General features: G+C 74.4%; 14 protein-coding genes. 7 read left to right on the top strand and 7 right to left on the bottom strand.

Features of this window, described 5'->3' with window-relative positions; translation table 11 throughout:
- Positions 1–10: 10 nt before the first annotated feature.
- A complete protein-coding gene (locus D9598_RS10725; RefSeq protein WP_198366479.1) occupies positions 11–841 on the bottom strand; it encodes an aldo/keto reductase in 831 nt (276 codons plus the stop codon).
- Between the two features lie 35 nt (positions 842–876).
- Here D9598_RS10725 and D9598_RS10720 point away from each other — a divergent pair, with 35 nt between their 5' ends.
- Entirely contained in the window at positions 877–1,521 is a 645-nt protein-coding gene (locus tag D9598_RS10720) for a hypothetical protein (protein WP_198366478.1), read from the top strand.
- 26 nt (positions 1,522–1,547) lie between these two features.
- Here D9598_RS10720 and D9598_RS10715 read toward each other — a convergent pair whose 3' ends face one another.
- The 3 genes from D9598_RS10715 to D9598_RS10705 all read right to left on the bottom strand — a co-directional run bounded on the left by D9598_RS10715 (position 1,548) and on the right by D9598_RS10705 (position 4,454).
- A complete protein-coding gene (locus tag D9598_RS10715; RefSeq protein ID WP_198366477.1) occupies positions 1,548–1,724 on the bottom strand; it encodes a hypothetical protein in 177 nt (58 codons plus the stop codon).
- Positions 1,725–1,789: 65 nt separating this feature from the next.
- Complete coding sequence (locus tag D9598_RS10710; RefSeq protein ID WP_198366476.1) at positions 1,790–2,953, bottom strand: pyridoxal phosphate-dependent aminotransferase; 1,164 nt, start codon at positions 2,951–2,953, stop codon at positions 1,790–1,792.
- A gap of 22 nt (positions 2,954–2,975) precedes the next feature.
- A complete protein-coding gene (locus D9598_RS10705; RefSeq protein WP_198366475.1) occupies positions 2,976–4,454 on the bottom strand; it encodes a gamma-glutamyltransferase in 1,479 nt (492 codons plus the stop codon).
- A 260-nt stretch (positions 4,455–4,714) separates the two neighbouring features.
- On the opposite strand from D9598_RS10705, the gene D9598_RS10700 reads away from it, so the two are divergent.
- From D9598_RS10700 to D9598_RS10680, 5 genes are all read left to right on the top strand, one after another.
- Positions 4,715–5,500 (top strand): DsbA family protein, encoded by a 786-nt coding sequence (locus D9598_RS10700; RefSeq protein WP_198366473.1) that lies wholly within the window; start codon positions 4,715–4,717, stop codon positions 5,498–5,500.
- A gap of 109 nt (positions 5,501–5,609) precedes the next feature.
- A complete protein-coding gene (locus D9598_RS10695; RefSeq protein WP_198366598.1) occupies positions 5,610–6,584 on the top strand; it encodes a succinylglutamate desuccinylase/aspartoacylase family protein in 975 nt (324 codons plus the stop codon).
- Positions 6,585–6,763: 179 nt separating this feature from the next.
- Positions 6,764–7,861: an Ldh family oxidoreductase gene (locus tag D9598_RS10690; RefSeq protein ID WP_198366472.1), complete on the top strand. Its 1,098-nt coding sequence runs from the start codon at positions 6,764–6,766 to the stop codon at positions 7,859–7,861.
- A 123-nt stretch (positions 7,862–7,984) separates the two neighbouring features.
- On the top strand, positions 7,985–8,968 hold the full coding sequence (locus D9598_RS10685) for a tripartite tricarboxylate transporter substrate binding protein (RefSeq protein ID WP_198366471.1): 984 nt from the start codon (positions 7,985–7,987) through the stop codon (positions 8,966–8,968).
- Between the two features lie 10 nt (positions 8,969–8,978).
- Positions 8,979–9,875: an NAD(P)-dependent oxidoreductase gene (locus tag D9598_RS10680; RefSeq protein ID WP_198366470.1), complete on the top strand. Its 897-nt coding sequence runs from the start codon at positions 8,979–8,981 to the stop codon at positions 9,873–9,875.
- 11 nt (positions 9,876–9,886) lie between these two features.
- On the opposite strand, the gene D9598_RS10675 is transcribed toward D9598_RS10680, so the two are convergent.
- The 3 genes from D9598_RS10675 to D9598_RS10665 form a co-directional block, all read right to left on the bottom strand.
- Positions 9,887–10,651, bottom strand: coding sequence for a molybdopterin-binding protein (locus D9598_RS10675; protein ID WP_198366469.1), 765 nt, complete (start codon positions 10,649–10,651; stop codon positions 9,887–9,889).
- Between the two features lie 159 nt (positions 10,652–10,810).
- Positions 10,811–11,815: a bifunctional GNAT family N-acetyltransferase/(deoxy)nucleoside triphosphate pyrophosphohydrolase gene (locus D9598_RS21475; protein WP_198366468.1), complete on the bottom strand. Its 1,005-nt coding sequence runs from the start codon at positions 11,813–11,815 to the stop codon at positions 10,811–10,813.
- 61 nt (positions 11,816–11,876) lie between these two features.
- A complete protein-coding gene (locus D9598_RS10665; RefSeq protein ID WP_198366467.1) occupies positions 11,877–14,978 on the bottom strand; it encodes a ribonuclease E/G in 3,102 nt (1,033 codons plus the stop codon).
- A 753-nt stretch (positions 14,979–15,731) separates the two neighbouring features.
- Between D9598_RS10665 and D9598_RS10660 the strand changes: the two genes are divergently transcribed.
- A complete protein-coding gene (locus D9598_RS10660) occupies positions 15,732–16,901 on the top strand; it encodes an N-acetylmuramoyl-L-alanine amidase (protein WP_198366466.1) in 1,170 nt (389 codons plus the stop codon).
- Positions 16,902–16,917: the final 16 nt, after the last annotated feature.

The raw sequence follows: 16,917 nt of genomic DNA, 5'->3' as shown, positions 1-16,917 counted from the left end.
TTCATGAAGCTTACAGCATTTCCAAAGGTTGCTTGCGCTTCGGCGGCGGGAAGGCACCGTCCAGCTCCGCCAAGTCCTCAGGCGTCAGCACCACCTTCCAGACCTCGGCGTTCTCCCGCAGATGCGCCTCCCCGGCGGCCTTCGGAATGCTGATGACGCCGCCATCGCGGAGCGACCAGGCCAGCGCCACCTGGGCCGGGGTCAGACCCTGCCGAGCCGCCACCCGACCCAGCACCGGATGCCGCAGCAGGGCGCCGCCCTGGCCGACGGGCGAATAGGCCATGACCGGCATCTTCAGCCGCGCGGCATAGGGCAACAGATCGAACTCCACGCCCCGTGCGCCGAGATTGTACAGCACCTGATCGGTGGCGCAGTTGGCGAGGCCGGGACCCAGCTCCTCAAGGTCGGCCACATCGAGGTTGGAGACGCCCCAGCGGCGGATCTTGCCCTGCGCCACCAGCGCCTCCATCGCCTCGACCGTCTCGGCCAGCGGCACGCTGCCGCGCCAGTGCAGCAGGTAGAGATCGAGCGCATCGGTCCGCAGCCGCCGCAGGCTCTGCTCGCAGGCCTGGGGCAGCCGCCGGCGGGAGGCGTTCTGCGGATAGGCCTTGCTGACCAGGAACACCTCCTGTCGCCGCCCGGCGATCGCCTCCGCCACCACCTCCTCCGCCCCGCCATCGGCATACATCTCGGCGGTGTCGATCAGCGTCAGCCCGAGGTCGAGCCCGAGCCGCAGCGTCCGCGCCTCGGCCGCCCGGTCGGCGCCGCGCTCGCCCAGCTTCCAGGTGCCCTGGCCAAGCCGCGGCACCGCGGTTCCGTCCGGCATGTCGATGGTGTTCATGGTAAGCTCCTTTCGGACATCCTATCTTCGACGCCATGCGCCGCCACGCCCTCCTGCTGCCCGCCCTCCTCGGCCTCGCCGGGGCGGCGCCGGCCCCGCCGCCCGCCACCCCCGGTCCGGTGCCGGCGGTGGAGCAGTTCGGCCCCTGGCTGCTGACCTGCAGCACCGATCCGATGACCGACCGCGCGCAGTGCCGCCTGACGCTCGACCGCCCCGTGGAACCGGCGCGGGAGGGACAGGGCCCGCTGGCGCTCGAGGTCGCCCCCCGCCGCGGGCGGATGGTGCCGGTGGTGACCGCGCGGGACCTAGCGCTGGACAACGCCATGCGCGGGCTCCTGGCGCTGACCGGCACGGTGCAGATGCGCTTCCCCCCGAACCCGTTCTTCGAGATGCCTTGCGGGCTGGAGGGACGCTCGGTGGTCTGCGCCCCGCGTCCCGAGGACGCCGCCCGCGCGGCGCAGGAGCTGGCGGCGGCGGACCGCGTGCTGGTGCGGGTGCTGGGCCTGGGCCGGGCCACGGCGGAGGGCACCCCGCATGAGCTATCGCTCGCGGGCACGGCGGCGGCGATCGCCGCCTTCCGGGCCCGGGTGCCCGCCGAGCAGACGGAAGAGCCTCCGCCGCCCTTCAACCTGCAGGACCTCCTGCAGCGGCTCCAGAGCTTCTTCCTCCCCCGCCCCTGATCCGACGCTGCCGCCGGGCGCGCCGCCTAGGCTTCACGGCCCCGTGGCCGGCGCGGCGGCGGCGCGGATGGCGCCGGCGCGCGACGGGGCGCCAGGGCGAGGGCCAGCACGGCATTGCCCGTCGTCCGGTCGCGCGTGGCACCCAGGAAGGGTCGCCGGGTCAGGAAGCCCGGCAGGCGGCGGTCGCTGCGGCTCATGGTCATCGGCCCGTCTCCATGGCGATGCATGATGCTGCAACAGCCGGCGCGTGCGGCGGTTGCGCCGGCCCTCAGCCGCGCAGCCAGCGCCGCAGCCGCTCCGGGGCCTCGGCCATCGCCGGCTCCGCCCCGCAATAGGACAGGCGCAGGAAGCGGTGGCCGCGCTCACGGTCGAAGTCCACGCCCGGCGTCGCGGCGATTCCCGCCTCGGCCAGCATGCGCGCGGCGAAGGCCACGCTGTCATTGCTGAGATGGCCGATATCGGCCCAGAGATAGAAGGCGCCGTCGGCCTCGGCCAGCCGGTCCAGCCCCGCCCCGGGCAGGCCGGCCAGCAGGACATCCCGGTTGCGGCGATAGACCGCCTTGTTGGCCTCCAGCTCCTCGGCGCAGTCGAAGGCGGCCTCGGCGGCGATCTGCGCGACATGGGGCGCGCTGATGAACAGGTTCTGCGCCAGGCACTCGACGGGCCGCAGCAGATCCTCCGGCAGCACCAGCCAGCCGATGCGCCAGCCGGTCATCGAGAAGTACTTGCTGAAGGAGTTCACCACCACCGCGCTCTCGCTGACGGCGGCGGCGGTGGCCTCCTTCATGCCATAGGAGAGCCCGTGATAGATCTCGTCCGAGACCAGGCGCACGCCATTCGCGTGGCACCAGCGGGCGATCGCCGCCAGCGCCTCCGGCGACAGCATGGTGCCGGCGGGATTGCAGGGCGAGGCGAGGATCAGCCCCTCCGGGCGTGGATCGAGCGCCTCCAGCATGGCGAGGGTGGGCTGGAACCGCGTGGTGGCGTCGCAGGGCAGCAGCTGCGGCACCATGCCGAGCGCGGTCAGGATATTGGCGTAGGGCGGGTAGAACGGCGCCGCCATGGCGACGCGGTCGCCGGGATCGAAGGCAGCGAGAAAGGCCAGCGGAAAGGCGCCGGAGGCGCCGACGGTGACGGCGATGCGCCCGGCCGGCACCACCGCCCCGTACTTGTCGGCATAGTGCCGCGCGATGCGCTCGCGCAGGGAGCGCAGGCCGAAGGCCTCCGTGTAGCCCATGGGCGCGCCGGCCCGCAGCGCGCGGATCGCCGCCTCGGCGGCGCCGCGCGGCGCGCCGGTGGAAGGCTGGCCCACCTCCATCCGCAGCACGCCGGGCGCGCCCGGCGGCAGGGCGGCGGCGCGCGCATTGGCGGCGGTGATGACATCCATCACCAGGAAGGGCGGCGCCTCCGCGCCACGTCCGGTCTTCAGCATGGCCCCACCGCGACGATCGCCCTCATGGCGTGCCCATCACCGCCAGCCCCGCGCCGCGCGGATCGGTGGCCGCCGCGCACTGCGCCGCGCTGCCGGGCAGGTAGCGGCCGCAGGCGATGGCATTGGCCCGCCCCGGCTCCGGCACGCTGGCCACGGCATCGGCCAGGGGCGTGCCGTTCAGCAGGTGGCGCGCCGCCGGCAGGGCGAGGGCGATGGGCGCCGCCGCCTGGCCCGAGGCCGCGCCGGCATAGCGGAAGGCCCGCAGGCTGGTGTTGTGCGCCAGCGCGGCGGCGAGCAGCGGCGGCTCCACCCGCCCGACATCCGGCGCCGCCGCGAGCAGGAAGCCCATCTGCGGCAGGACGCGACCGGTGCCGAAGAGGTTGTTCAGGCTGAAGGCGCAGGAGACCGCATTGCCCTCGCGGTCCAGCGTCACCAGGCTGGAGGAGGCCGGCAACTGCGGCGCGCCGAAGGCCGCGCCGGGCGCGCCCGCCAGCAGCGCCGCCGGATCGCCGCCCCGCTGGCGCCAGGCCATGGCGGTGGCGAGGCCCTGCTGCGCGGCGGCATCGACGCCGGCGCCGCCCTGCAGGGCGCGGAAGGCGGCGGCTCCCGCCAGGCCGCCATCGGCCGGGACCGGCAGGAAGGAGAGGACGTCGTTGCCGACGGTCATCTGCAGCGGCACGCCCATGGTCGGGATCGCCGGCCGCGTGTCCTCCAGGGTGAGCCCACCGCCGATGCGCGGCGAGACCTGCTCCAGCCGGCGCGCCAGGGCACCCTGATAGAGATCGCCCACCCCGGCCGTGCGCAGCGCCGCGAGCGTGCTGCCCAGGTCCGGCTGCACCAGCCGCTCGCCCTCGCGCAGCGGCTGGCCGCCGGGCCCGGCGAAGATCGCCCGCGCGCCGGGATCGGCCGAGAGCGGGCCCGCCACCGCCGCCAGGTCCTGCGCCAGGGCGCGCGAGGTGGTGGCGCCGAAGCGGGCGAGCTGCTCGGCCGGAGCCATCAGTTCCTCGAAGGGGCGCCGGGGATTTCGGGTGTGCAGGGCGAAGAGGCCGCGCGCCAGCATCGGCACCGCCGCCGGGCGGTCGCCCCGGGCCTGCGCCGGCCGAACGGCGGGGAACAGCACCGCCTCGGTCTGGTTGCGGCCCCGGTCATAGACCAGGCAGGCGCCGCCGGCACCGAGTCCGCTGCGCGAGGGGAGCGTCACCGCCATGGCGAAGCCGGCCGCCACCGCCGCATCCGCCGCGGTGCCGCCGGCCGAGAGCACATCCCGCGCGACCAGGGCGGCGCGCGGCTCATCCGCCACCGCCGCGCCGAGGAAGCCGCGCACGTGACCGGCCTCGCCCTCGGCCGGGCCGGCGGTGCCGACGAGGCCGCCCACCGTCTCCCCCAGGCCACAGCCGGACAGGGCCAGCAGGCCGAGGCCGAGAAGGCCGCTCCGGAAGGCCGGGATCCCCGCCGGGCCGGTGGAAGGACGGCTCGACCGGTTGCGCGCGCTGCTCTTCATGCTGGCCTGTTTCACTCCGGTGCTGTCGGGGCCCGCGCCACGGCGTGGGCCGGATGGGTCCGGCACGAGGGTCCGGTACGAAAATCCAGTACGAAAATCCAGTACGGGCCACGCCCGGCCAGGCCGGGTTGTCGCCCGGCCATAGACGCCTTCGGCGAGGGCGGCAACCGCCTCCGCGCGCCGGCCGATGCCGCGATCCTGACCGCCGCCGCGCGAGAGGGGGGGCAGGCAGCCGCCCGCCGGCGCGCTAGGCTGGCGCCATGTCGCGCATTCCGCCCCCCTCCGCCCGCCGCCCCCGGCGCCTCGCCGTCCCGCTGCTGCTCGCCGCCATCTCCCTGGCGGCCGCGCCCGGCCTCCCCGCCTCGCCCGCGGCGGCGCAGGCGCTGACGCCGGAGCAGCGGCGCGAGGTGGTCCAGGTGATGCGCGAGGCGCTGCGGCAGGACCCGAGCATCCTGCGCGATGCCTTCGCCGCGCTGGAGGAGGCGGCGCGGCAGCAGGCCAGCGAGGGCCGCGCCGGGGCGATCCGCGCCGAGGCCGGGGCGCTGTTCCGCGATCCCGCCGATCCGGTGAAGGGCAATCCGCGCGGCGATGTGACCCTCGTCGAGTTCTTCGATGCCCGCTGCGGCTACTGCAAGGCCCTGCACCCGACGCTGGAGGCGCTGCTGCGGGCCGATCCGGGCGTGCGCATCGTCATGAAGGACCTGCCGATCCTGGGCCCGGCCAGCGTGCTGGCCAGCCGCGCCCTGCTCGCGGCGCAGCGGCAGGACAGGTATGTCGAGTTGCAGGCCGCGCTGATGAAGCTGCGCGGCGAGCCGACCGAGGCGGCGCTGCAGGCGGAGGCGAAGAAGCTGGGCCTGGACTGGGCCCGGCTGCGGCGCGACATGGAGGACCCGGCCATCGAGCGGCGGCTCCAGGAGCATCTGCGCCTGGCCCGCGTCCTTTCCATCGAGGGCACGCCGGCGCTGGTGATCGGTGGGACGCTGGTCCCCGGCGCCGTCGATCTGCCGACGCTGCAGCGGCTGGTGGCCGAGGCCCGCAAGGGCTGAGCCCCCCGGTTGCCCATCCCGCGCCCGTCTATACACTCCGTCTGTAGTGCAGTGCGATGGGGCTGGAGAAGGCAGGCATGTCCAATGAGGCCGCGAAGCGGTGAACGGCATGGCGGGCCATGGCTTCCTGCCGCATTTCCCCGTCCTCCTGCCGGTGCCCGACCTGCGCCCATGGCAAGCCGGCAACCTGCTGCCGGGCGTGTGGAGCTTCGACTCCGGCCGGCCCGGCCCGCATGTGGCGCTCTCCTGCCTGGTGCATGGCAATGAGTTCGCCGGCGCCCTGTTGCTGGCCCGCTGGCTCTCTCAGGGGCTGCGCCCGCGACGCGGCCGGCTGACCTTCATCTTCGCCAATCTCGCCGCCTTCGCGCGCTTCAATCCGGCCGATCCGACGCTCAGCCGCTTCGTCGACGAGGACCTGAACCGGGTCTGGTGCGACCGCGTGCTGGACGGCCCGCGCGACAGCCTGGAGCTGCGCCGCGCGCGCGCGCTGCGGCCGCTGATCGCCACGGTGGACGTACTGCTCGACCTGCACAGCATGCTCTGGCCGTCCGACCCGCTGATCATCACCGGCGCCATGGCCCGGGCGCGTGATCTCGGCGCGCGGCTCGGCGTGCCGCCGCTGGTGGTGGCCGACCAGGGGCATGGCACCGGCCGGCGCCTGATCGACCACGCGACCTTCACCGCGCCGGAGGGCCACCGCCGCGCCATCCTGGTCGAGGGCGGCCAGCACTGGGAGCCGGAGACGCTGGCCACGCTCGAGGCCTGCGCCACCGCCCTGCTGCGCGAGACCGGGCTGATCGAGGCGCCGCCGCCGGCCGCGCCGGTCCCGCGCCCGGCCCCCAGCGTGGCGGAGGTGACCCGCACCGTCATCGCCGGCACGCACGGCTTCAGCTTCGTGAGGCCCTTCCGTGGCGGCACGGTGATCCGCGCGCGCAACACCCTGCTCGCCCTGGATGGCGAAGCCGAGATCCGCACGCCGCATGACGACTGCCTGCTGGTCATGCCGAGCCCCCGCACCATGCGCGGCCATACCGCCGTGCGGCTGGCGCGCTTCCTGCGGCCGGAGGATCTGGCGCCGCCCTGACCCTGTTCACGCGGCCCTCTCACCCGTTCTTCCGGCGCGCCCCGGATTGCCGACAGTGAACACTCCGTGCGAAGCTTGCCCTGACGTCTAGGAAGCCTATCCACCGGAGGAGTTTCGCATGATCCATGGCTGCAGCATCGTCCCCCCGCCCCGCCGGGCCGGCGACTGAGGCGCGGGCCATGGCCGTTCCCGTCTCGCAGATTCCCGCCGATCAGGTTCACCGGCAGATCCTGGCGGTGCTGACCGCCTGGGGCATGGCGGCGGACCTCGCCGCCACCACCGCCGAGGCCATGGTCGAGACCGACCTGATGGGCATCGATTCGCATGGCCTGTCCATGCTGATGATGTACGAGACCCTGCGCGACGAAGGGCAGCTCGACCTCGCCGCGCGGCCCCGCGTGGTGCGCCGCAACGCCGCCACCGCGCTGGTGGACGGCGCCGCCGGGCTCGGCCATCCGGTCGCCGCCCTGGGCATGGAGCTCGCCGTGGAACTGGCCCTCGGCGGCGGTGTCGGTGCCGTCGGCGTGTTCAACTCGCACCATTTCGGCGCTGCCGGATACTATGCCCGGCTGGCGGCGCGGCGCGGCGTCATCGGTCTGGTGATGACCTCGGCGCGCAGCGTGCTGGTGGTGCCGACGCGCGGCGGCGTTCCGATGCTGGGCACCAACCCCCTGGCCCTCGCCGCCCCCGCCGGCCGCGAGCCCGCCTTCGTGCTGGACATGTCGAGCAGCACCGTCGCCGGCAACAAGGTCAAGGTCTACGACCTGAACGGCAAGCCGATGCCCGAGGGCTGGGTGATCGATGGCGAGGGCCGCCCGGTGACCGACGCCGCCGAGGGCATGGCCTATCTGTTCCGCCGGGCCGAGGGCGGGCTGACCCCGCTCGGCGGCGACGAGAGCGGCGGCGGCCACAAGGGCTATGGCCTGGCGCTGATGGTGCAGATCCTGGCCGGAACGCTGACCGGCGGCGCCCTGTCCGTGCTGCGCGACCGCACGCGGAAGACCGGGGAGCCGGATAACATCGGACATTTCTTCCTCGCCATCGACCCCGCCGCCTTCCGCCCGGCCGAGGCCTTCGAGGAGGATCTCGGCACGCTGCTGGAGACCCTGCGCGCCACCCCGCCGGCCCGGCCGGATCGCCCGGTGCTGATCCCCGGCGACCCGGAGGCGGCCTCGCGGGCCGAGCGCCTGGCCGCCGGGATTCCGGTGCCGGAAACGCTGCGGGCGCTGGTGCGCGGCATCTGCGACCGCTGCGGCGCCGACTACCTGCTGGGCTGAGGGGGCGACGCCCCCGGCCGGACAGGGAACGACCCGATGCCGCTCCGGCGGGCGCGGCGCGGGTGGACGTGGACCGCGCGAAAAGACGGCCATGCATCACGCAAGACCGGGAGACCTTCGACAATGTCCAGGATGACGCGCCGCGCCCTCACGGCCGGCCTGCTCGCGGCGCCGGCGCTGCTCCGCGCCCACGGCGTGGCGGCGCAGGCGGGCGCCCAGGGCGGCTGGCAGCCCAGCCGCCGCATCGAGCTGATCGCCGGCTTCGCGCCGGGGGGCGGCAGCGACATCATCGCCCGCACCATCGCCGAGGCCTGTGCGCCGCTCTATCCGCAGCCCCTGGTGGTGGTGAACCGCCCGGGCGCCGGCGGGGCGCTGGCCGCGGAGGCGGTGGCTCGCACCGCGCCGGACGGCCACACCCTGCTGCTGGCCGGCGGCAGCGAAAGCACTTCCATCCCCGCCCATCGCGAGGTGCCCTACGACCCCAAGACCGCCTTCCGCGCCATCATCCGCCTGACCCGCAACGGGCATTTCATCTGCGTGCGCGGCAAGGGCGGGCGGTTCTCCGACATGCGGCAGGTGATGGCGGCGGCGAAGACGGAGCCGGGGCGCATCACCCATGGCTCGGCGGGGGCCGGCACCCTCTCCCACTCGCTCTTCCTGCTGCTGGAGCGGCGCGCCGATGTCGAGTTCCTGCATGTGCCCTACACGGGCGGCGGGCCGGTGGCCCAGGCGCTGCTGGCCGGCGAGATCGACCTCGGCGTGCAGGCCTCGGACGAGTTGGGAGGCCTGGCCGCCTCGGGCGACATCGTGCCGATCGCCCTCGCCTCGGCCGAGCGCTCGCCCGCCTGGCCGCAGGTGCCGACACTGCGCGAGCTGGGCTGGGACGTGCAGGCGGACAACCAGAAGGGCTGGGTCGGCCCCGCCGGCCTCACCGACGCCATGGTCGCCTACCACCACGACCGCTTCCGCGAGGGCATGAAGGCGCCATCCTGGACCCGCTTCATGGAGCGCATCCGGGAAACCGATGGCTATGCCAGCGGCCCCGACTTCCAGCGCGCCATGGACACCCTGCTGGACGATATCCGCGGCGCGCTGCGCCGGAGCTGAGGAGAAGCGCATGACCCCGATCACCCCGCCCGCCCCGCTCGCCTTCATCGGCCTCGGCGTCATGGGCGCGGCCATGGCGGCCAATCTGCGCCGCGCCGGCTTCGCCCTGACCGTCCACAACCGCAGCCGCGGCAAGGCGGCGCCGCTGGAGGAGGCCGGCGCCGCCTGGGCCGGGACCCCGGCCGAGGCCGCGCGCGGCGCCGCCTGCATCGGCCTCTGCCTGCCGGACACGCCGGATGTCGAGGCCGTGCTGTTCGGCCCCGGCGGCGTGGCCGAGGGAATCGCCCCCGGCACGCTGCTGATCGACTTCTCCTCCATCGCCGCCGCCCCCGCCGCCGGCTTCGCCGCCCGGCTGCTGGCGGAGCGGGGCGCGCATCTGCTGGACAGCCCGGTCTCGGGCGGGCCGGCGGGGGCGCGGGACGGCACGCTGACCTGCATGGTCGGCGGCGACGCGGCCGCCTTCGCCGCCGCCGCCGCCGTCTTCCAGGCCGTGGGGCGGAGCGCCACGCATCTCGGCCCCGCCGGCGCCGGGCAGGTCTGCAAATCCGCCAACCAGCTCATCATCACCGCCACCATGCAGGCGGTGTTCGAGGCGCTGGCGCTCGGCCGCAAGGCGGGGCTCGACCCGGAGGCGATGCGCCAGGCGCTGCTCGGCGGCTCGGCCCGGTCGGCGGTGCTGGAAGCCCATGCCAAGCGCTACCTCGACGGCGCCCTGCAGCCCGGCTTCCGGGCCGAGCTGATGCGCAAGGACATGCGGCTGGCGCTCGGCGCGGTGCGCGATCACGGCGTCTTCGCGCCCGCCACGGCGCTCGCCGCGCAGATGATGGAGGCGCTGGTGAACAGCGGCCGCGGAGGTCTGGATTCCGCGGCGCTGGGCGCGCTGGTGGCGGAGCTGTCGAAGGCCTGAGGGCAGCGCCCTCAGCCCGGCTCGCCCTGGATCGGCGTGTAGCCCAGGCCGGCGACGAAGCGGGTGATCTCCGCCGCCGCCGCCTCCACAGCCGCCGCATCGGTGCCCTTGGCCACCAGCGCCACGCCGTTCCCCTCCGGCCGGTAATAGGGGTAGGAGCCGATATCGAGATCCGGGAAGCGGCCCTGGATCTCGCCCAGGCCCTGGGCGATGGTTCCCTCCATCATGCCATGCGCGTGCACGGCGCGGGACTGCACGGGCACCCCGCCGGCCAGCGAGGGCGCCAGCCCTTCGAACATCGCCTGCATGATGCGCGGCACGCCGGCCATGACATGGACATTGCCGATGATGAAACCCGGCGCGATGGACACCGGATTGTCGATCAGCGCCGCGCCGCGCGGCATCGTCGCCATGCGCTGGCGGGCGGCGTTGAAATCGCCGGGCGGGTCCTGCCGGGCGTAATGCGCCGCCAGCCGCTCCCAGGCTACCGGATGCGGCTCCCACGGCACGCCGAAGGCGGCGGCGACGCATTCGGCCGTGATGTCGTCATGCGTCGGCCCGATGCCGCCGGTCGTGAAGACATAGGTGAACGCCGCCCGGACCTCGTTCACGGCGGCGACGATCGTCTCCCGCACATCGGGGATGATCCGCACCTCGCGCAAGGGGATGCCGATCTCGCCCAGCCGCGTCGCCAGGAAGCGGATATTGGCATCCTGGGTGCGGCCGGACAGGACCTCATTGCCGATGACGAGAAGACAGGCGGTGGGATTGCTCATGGCGGGCTCCGGGATTGGCGGCATCGGCATCATCCGCGCCCGCGCCGCCTCGTCCAGCCGGCCGTGGATCGCGGCGGGCCGGGGATGGCCGGGCTCCGCTCCCGAGGGTAGGCCAGATCGCGGCCGTAGTCGAAGCCCGGGCGACCGCCGTGCCGGCCCTCAGAGGAAATCCCGCAGCAGCGCGACCAGCGGCCTGTCCGCCGGCGGCATGGCGTAGTCGCCGAGCTTGTTCGGCCGGACCCAGGCCAGGGCCTGCCCTTCCCGCGCCACCAGGCTGCCCTCCCAGCGGCGGCAGAGATAGAGCGGCATCAGCAGGTGGAAGCGGCCGGCATCGTGGCTGGCGAAGGTGAAGGGCGCGAGGCAGGCGGCGGAGACATCGATGCCGAGCTCCTCCTTCAGCTCGCGGATCAGCGCCTCCTCCGGCGTCTCGCCCGGGTCGAGCTTGCCGCCGGGGAATTCCCAGAGGCCCGCCATCGGCTTGCCCTCGGGGCGGCGGGCCAGCAGCACCCGGCCATCCGCATCCACCAGGGCGCAGGCGGCGACCAGCAGCATCGGCTTGGCGCCGGGCGGCAGTTCCTCGGCCGCCAGCGGCTCCGGCACCGGAACCGGCGCGGTCAGATCCTCGCGCCCGGCCTCGAAGAGGATGACCGGCAGCACCCGGTCCAGCGCGCGCATGTAGCTCTCGGACCGCCCCTTCTCGACCAGGCCGATGCGCCGCAGCACCTTGCAGGAGCCCGCGTTCTCCTCCGTCACCTTGGCGGTGATCCGGTCGAGGTCGAGATGCGCCAGCGCCCAGCGCGCCAGCCGCCCGGCCGCCTCGGTGGCCACGCCATGGCCCCAGAAGCGCCGCCCCACCCAGTAGCCCAGCTCCGCCTCGCGGGCCTCGCCCTTGCGGGTCAGGCCGACGCAGCCGACCAGCACCTCGGTATCGCCATCCTGCCCGACGATGGCCAGGTGCCAGGCGGAGCCCTCGGCGATCTGCCGGTGGGTGGAGAGGATCCACTCATCGGCCAGCTCGCGCGGATAGGGGAAGGGCAGGCGGCTGAGGTTGCGCACCGTCTCCCAGTCATTGACCAGCCGGTGCAGCGCCGCCGCATCCTCGGCGCGCAGCGGACGCAGGGTCAGCCGCTCGGTCCGCAGCGGTTCGAAGTTCACGATGTCCATCACGCAGCCAGGCAGGAAGAAGAAGCCGGGGCCGCGGCGCGAGCCACGGCCCCGGAGGGCATCAACGCTTCCACCAGCCGCGCTTCTTCGGCGCGTCCGGCGAGGCGTCCACCAGCACGGGCTGGACCGGCGGGGCGGCCTGCGGCTCGGCCGCCCCGGCCTCCGTCACGGAGGGGTCCTCCACCGGGGCAGGCTCGGCCGGCTGGAGCGGGGCGGCCGCCACCTCGGCCACCGCCGGCTCAGCAACCGGCACCTCAGCGACCGGCGTCTCCGCCGGCGCCTCGGCCTTGCGACGGCTGCGGCGCGGCTTCGGCGCGGGCGCCTCGGCCTGCTCCGCCGCCTCCGCGACGCCGGCGGGCGCCACCTCGGCCTTCTTGCGGCTGCTACGGCGCGGCTTCGGCGGCGCCGCAGCCTCCGTGGGCTCGGCCAGGGGCGCGGCCGGAGTCTCAGCCGGGGTGACGTCAGCCTTCTTGCGACTGCGTGGCGCGCGGCGCGGCTTGGCGGCGACCGGAGCCTCCTCCCCCGCCTTCTCCCCGGCCGCATCCGCGGCGGCCGGCACCGGCTCGACACCGATCGGCGCGACCGCGGCGGGCGTCACCTCCGCGGCCACCGCCGGCACGTCGGGCGCGGCGGCGGGAGGCGACACGGGCTCCGGCGGCACCGGAACGACCGGCGCGACCTCGGCCGTCACCGCCTCCATCGCCGGGGCGGGACCACGCTCGGCGGCCTCCTCGGCGGCGGCCATGGCGTCGAAGATGTCGTCCAGCGTGCCGGCGAAGGGATCGGCCGGCGTCGGCCCGGCATAGCGGGCCTGCACCTGCGCCTCGCCCTCGGCACCGCCGCGCGGCCGGTTGCTGCGACGGCCACGGCGGCGCAGCCGGCGCTCCGTCTCGTCCGGCTCGGCCGGCGTCGCGGGCTGCGGCTCGGCGGCCTGCTCAGCCTCCGCCCCGACCTCCTCGGACTCGTCCTCCTCCTCGCCGCCCTCGCCGTTCTCATCGGCGCCCTGCAGCGGCTGGCCGTCCTCGCGGCGTCCGCCACGCCGGCGGCGGCGGCGGCGGCGGCGGCGGCCCTCGCCGTTCTGGCCTTCACCGTTGCGGTCCTCGGGGGGGGGCCCGGCCGTCTCGCCAGCGGCCGGCGCCTCGCCCGAGACCTCGGCCCTGGCGGCCGGCGTCGCCTCGGGCGCGGTCACGGCCGGCATCTCGGCCTCTTCCTCCGGCGCGTAGTCCATGCGGAGCGCCGCCGGGGCGCTGGGCGGCTCGACCACCGTCTGCGCCCGCAGCGTCTCGATCCGGATCGCCGGCGGCAGCAGGGAGGCATCCGGCTGGAAGAACACCGACATCCCGTAGCGCGCCTCGATCTCGGCCAGGCGGTCGCGGCGGCGGTTCAGGATGTGCATCGCCAGGTCGGGGGCGATGTGCACGGCGATCTCGGCGGCGCGGCGGCGGCCACCCTCCTCCTCGATCTGCCGCAGCACCTGCAGCGCGCTGCTCTCCGGCGTGCGGACGATGCCGAGGCCCTGGCAATGCGGACAGGTGACGAAGGAATGCTCGGTCACGCTGGGGCGCAGCCGCTGCCGGCTCATCTCCAGCAGGCCGAAATGGCTGATCCGGCCGACCTGGATGCGGGCGCGGTCGTGGCGCAGCGCCTCCTTCAGCCGGCGCTCGACCTGGGCATCGTTGCGCGAGGACTCCATGTCGATGAAGTCGATCACGATCAGCCCGGCGAGGTCGCGCAGGCGCAACTGGCGCGCCACCTCGTCGGCGGCCTCCAGGTTGGTGCGCAGCGCCGTGTCCTCGATGTGCCGGTCCCGCGTGGCGCGGCCCGAGTTCACGTCGATCGAGACCAGCGCCTCGGTCTGGTTGATGACCAGGTAGCCGCCCGACTTCAGCCGCACGGTGGGCGACATCATCGCGTCGAGCTGGGCATCGACGCCATGGCGCGCGAAGAGCGGGACGGTCGGGTCCTTGTACAGCCGGATCTTGCGGTCGTTGTGCGGCATCAGCATCCGCATGAACTCGCGCGCCTGGCGGTAGGCGTCCTCGCCCTCGATCTGGATCTCCTCGATGTCGCGGCCGAAGACGTCGCGGATCGAGCGCTTGATGAGGTCGGCCTCCTCATAGATCAGCGCGGGGGCGACCGAGTCCAGCGTGCGCTCGCGGATATCGTCCCACAGCCGCAGCAGGTACTCGCAGTCGCGTCGGATCTCGGGCTTGGGCCGGCCGGCGCCGGCGGTGCGGACGATCAGGCTCATGCCGCGCGGCATGCCGAGTTCCTGGATCACCTCGCGCAGCCGCTTGCGGTCGGCGACCGAGGTGATCTTGCGGGAGATGCCGCCGCCGCGCGGGCTGTTCGGCATCAGCACGGAGAAGCGGCCGGCCAGGCTGATGTAGGTGGTCAGCGCCGCGCCCTTGTTGCCGCGCTCCTCCTTGACGACCTGCACCAGCATGATCTGCCGGCGGCGGATCACCTCCTGGATCTTGTAGTGGCGCAGGAAGCGCGGCGGGATGCGGCGCTCGGCCCGGCCCTCGTCGGAATCGCCGTTGCGGCTCTCGCCCTGGTCCCGGCCACCCAGCGTCTCGGGCGCGGCCTCGGGCTCATCCTCGCCGCCCTCCTCGTCGGCCTCGGCCAGCAGGGCCTCCGGCTCGGCGCTGCGGTGCTCGGCCGTCGTCATGGGCTGGGCGCGCGGCGTGCCGGGCCGGCCGGCCTCGTCGTCGCCGCCCTCGGCCTCTCCCGAGGTCCCGTTGCCCTCGGCGGGGGCGTCATCCCGGCGCGGCGCGCCGGCGTCGTCGGCGAACCGCTCGATGGCGGCGGCCATGGCCTCCGCCTCGTTCTCACCGAGGGGCTCGTCGTCCTCATCCTCCTCGTCCTCGGCCGCCTCGGCGGCCTGCAGGGCGAGCAGGCGCTCGCGGTCGGCGACGGGGAGCTGGTAGTAGTCGGGGTGGATCTCGCCGAAGGCCAGGAAGCCATGGCGGTTGCCGCCATACTCGACGAAGGCGGCCTGCAGGCTGGGCTCCACCCGGACCACCTTGGCCAGGTAGATATTGCCCTTCAGGGGCCGCTTGTTCTCGGTCTCGATGTCGAATTCGTCGAGCCGGTTGCCGTCCAGCACCACCACGCGAGTCTCGTCGCTGTGGGATGCATCGATCAGCATGCGCTTGGTCATGAACCGGGATGCTCCGTGCCGCCGGCGCAGTCGCGCGGCCGACGGCGGCAATAGGTGGGCAGGCCCGAGGCTACGGGGTCGCGCAGGCGGCGTGGCGGCTTGGGTGCCATGCGGCTCTGGTTCCGACCTCTCGTCTCGGCGGGCCGCGCCCCTGGAAAGAGGGGGGGGCCCTGATGTTGAGCGCGCCGCGCGCAGGCCCCGGGACCGCGCCCCTGGATCGCGCGACGCGATACCCTTCGGCACGAACGGGCCAGCGGCTGGCGGGTCCAGGACAGCCGGCCATCGGCCGCGCCACCCTTCCACGCCATTGGATTCCGCGCCGGTGGAGTGGACAGCGGGATGCCGGCGCGCTGAAAGGCCGGAACCCCGCAACACGGGGGCAGCCTCCTGCCGGATCCTTCGCGCCGCGCCGGTTTCGGCCCCGCCGGATGAGGCGGGAGCGGAAAAAGGCCGGGCGGCCGCGCCCGGAACCTCCACCGGCGGCGTCTGCCGCCGGGGCAAGGCACCATAGGCCCCCCCCTCGCCTTCCACAAGGCATTGCAAGGCTCAGATGTTACATGAAGTAATGCCGTGATCCCGCGAGACTGCCGTGTTAGAGGCGGGGCGATCCTGCCGGCGGCTTCTCGCCCTGGCGGCGCGTGGCGGCTTTTCCGGCCAGCCCGCGCCCGGCGCGAGGCAGGACAGCATGGCGGTGGATCGGGGGGCGATCCCGGCATGTGGCGGCGGCAGGGCCTGGATTGGGGGAACCATGCCATGACCTTCTTGAGCGGCCGACGGGATCTGCTGGGCCTGGCGCTCGGCCTCATCGGCCTTCCCGGCCTGGCCATCGCGGCGGTGACCGAGGCGCGGCTGGAAAGCGCGGGACGCGGGCGCGCCCGCCTGACCGTCAGCGCCAACACCGCGACCGCCTGGAAGCTGACCGCCACGGCGCGGCCGGCGCGCCTCATCCTCTCGCTTCCCGGCAGCACCTGGCGCGCGCCCGCGCGGCTGCGCGGCAGCGGGCCGGTGGACGCCGCCCGCTGGGACAGCGCCGGCCGGCGGCTGCTGATCGACCTCACGGGCCCGGTCTCGGTCTCCCGCAGCGCGAGCGGCAGCCGGCTGGTGATCGACATCGCCCCGGGCACCCAGACCAGCCATGCCCTGCTCGTGCGCAATGGCGGCGGCCAGGGAACCATCGGCGGGGCCGGCGGCGGAACCGGCGGCGGCCGCGGGACAACGATGGCATCGGGCCTGCCGCTGATCGTGCTGGACCCGGGCCATGGCGGCAAGGACCCCGGCACCATCGGCGTCGCCGGCACCTATGAGAAGCGCATCACCCTCGCCGCCGCCCAGGAGTTGAAGAAGCAGCTCGAGGCAAGCGGGCGCTGCCGGGTGGCGATGACCCGCTCGCGCGATGTCTTCGTGCCGCTGGATGGGCGCGTGGAATTCGCCCGCAAGCGCGAGGCGGCGCTGTTCATCTCGCTGCACGCCGATTCCGCGCCCGGCGCGCGGGGCGCCAGCGTCTACACCCTGTCCGACCGCGCCTCGGACGGGCTCTCGGCCCGGCTGGCGCAGAGCCAGAACGCCGCCGACGCCGCCGGGGGGCTGCGCCTGCCCCCGGTCTCACCCGAGATCGAGCGCATCCTCTATTCGCTGGTGCGGCAGGAGACCAAGATCGGCTCCGCGCGCATGGCGCGCTTCGCGGTCGAAGGTCTGGGCCGCTCTGTCACGCTGCTGCCCAACACCCATCGCCAGGCTTCCTTCGCCGTGCTCAAGGCGCCGGAGGTGCCGAGCATCCTGGTCGAGATGGGCTTCCTGAGCGACCGGCGCGACGAGGCGGCGCTGAACCGGCCGGCCCACCGCAGGCAGCTGGCCGTCGCGCTGTCGGGCGCGGTGCAGGGCTGGCTGGCCCAGCACCACGCCGGGCTTGTCAGCACCGGCTAGGTGGCGGGCGCCGGCC

It is taken from the genome of Roseomonas sp. KE0001, from assembly GCF_016107285.1.
In the GTDB taxonomy this organism is placed as follows: Bacteria; Pseudomonadota; Alphaproteobacteria; order Acetobacterales; family Acetobacteraceae; genus Pseudoroseomonas.
The sequence above is the reverse complement of the archived record's forward strand: the minus strand, read 5'-3'. Positions and strand labels throughout refer to the sequence as shown.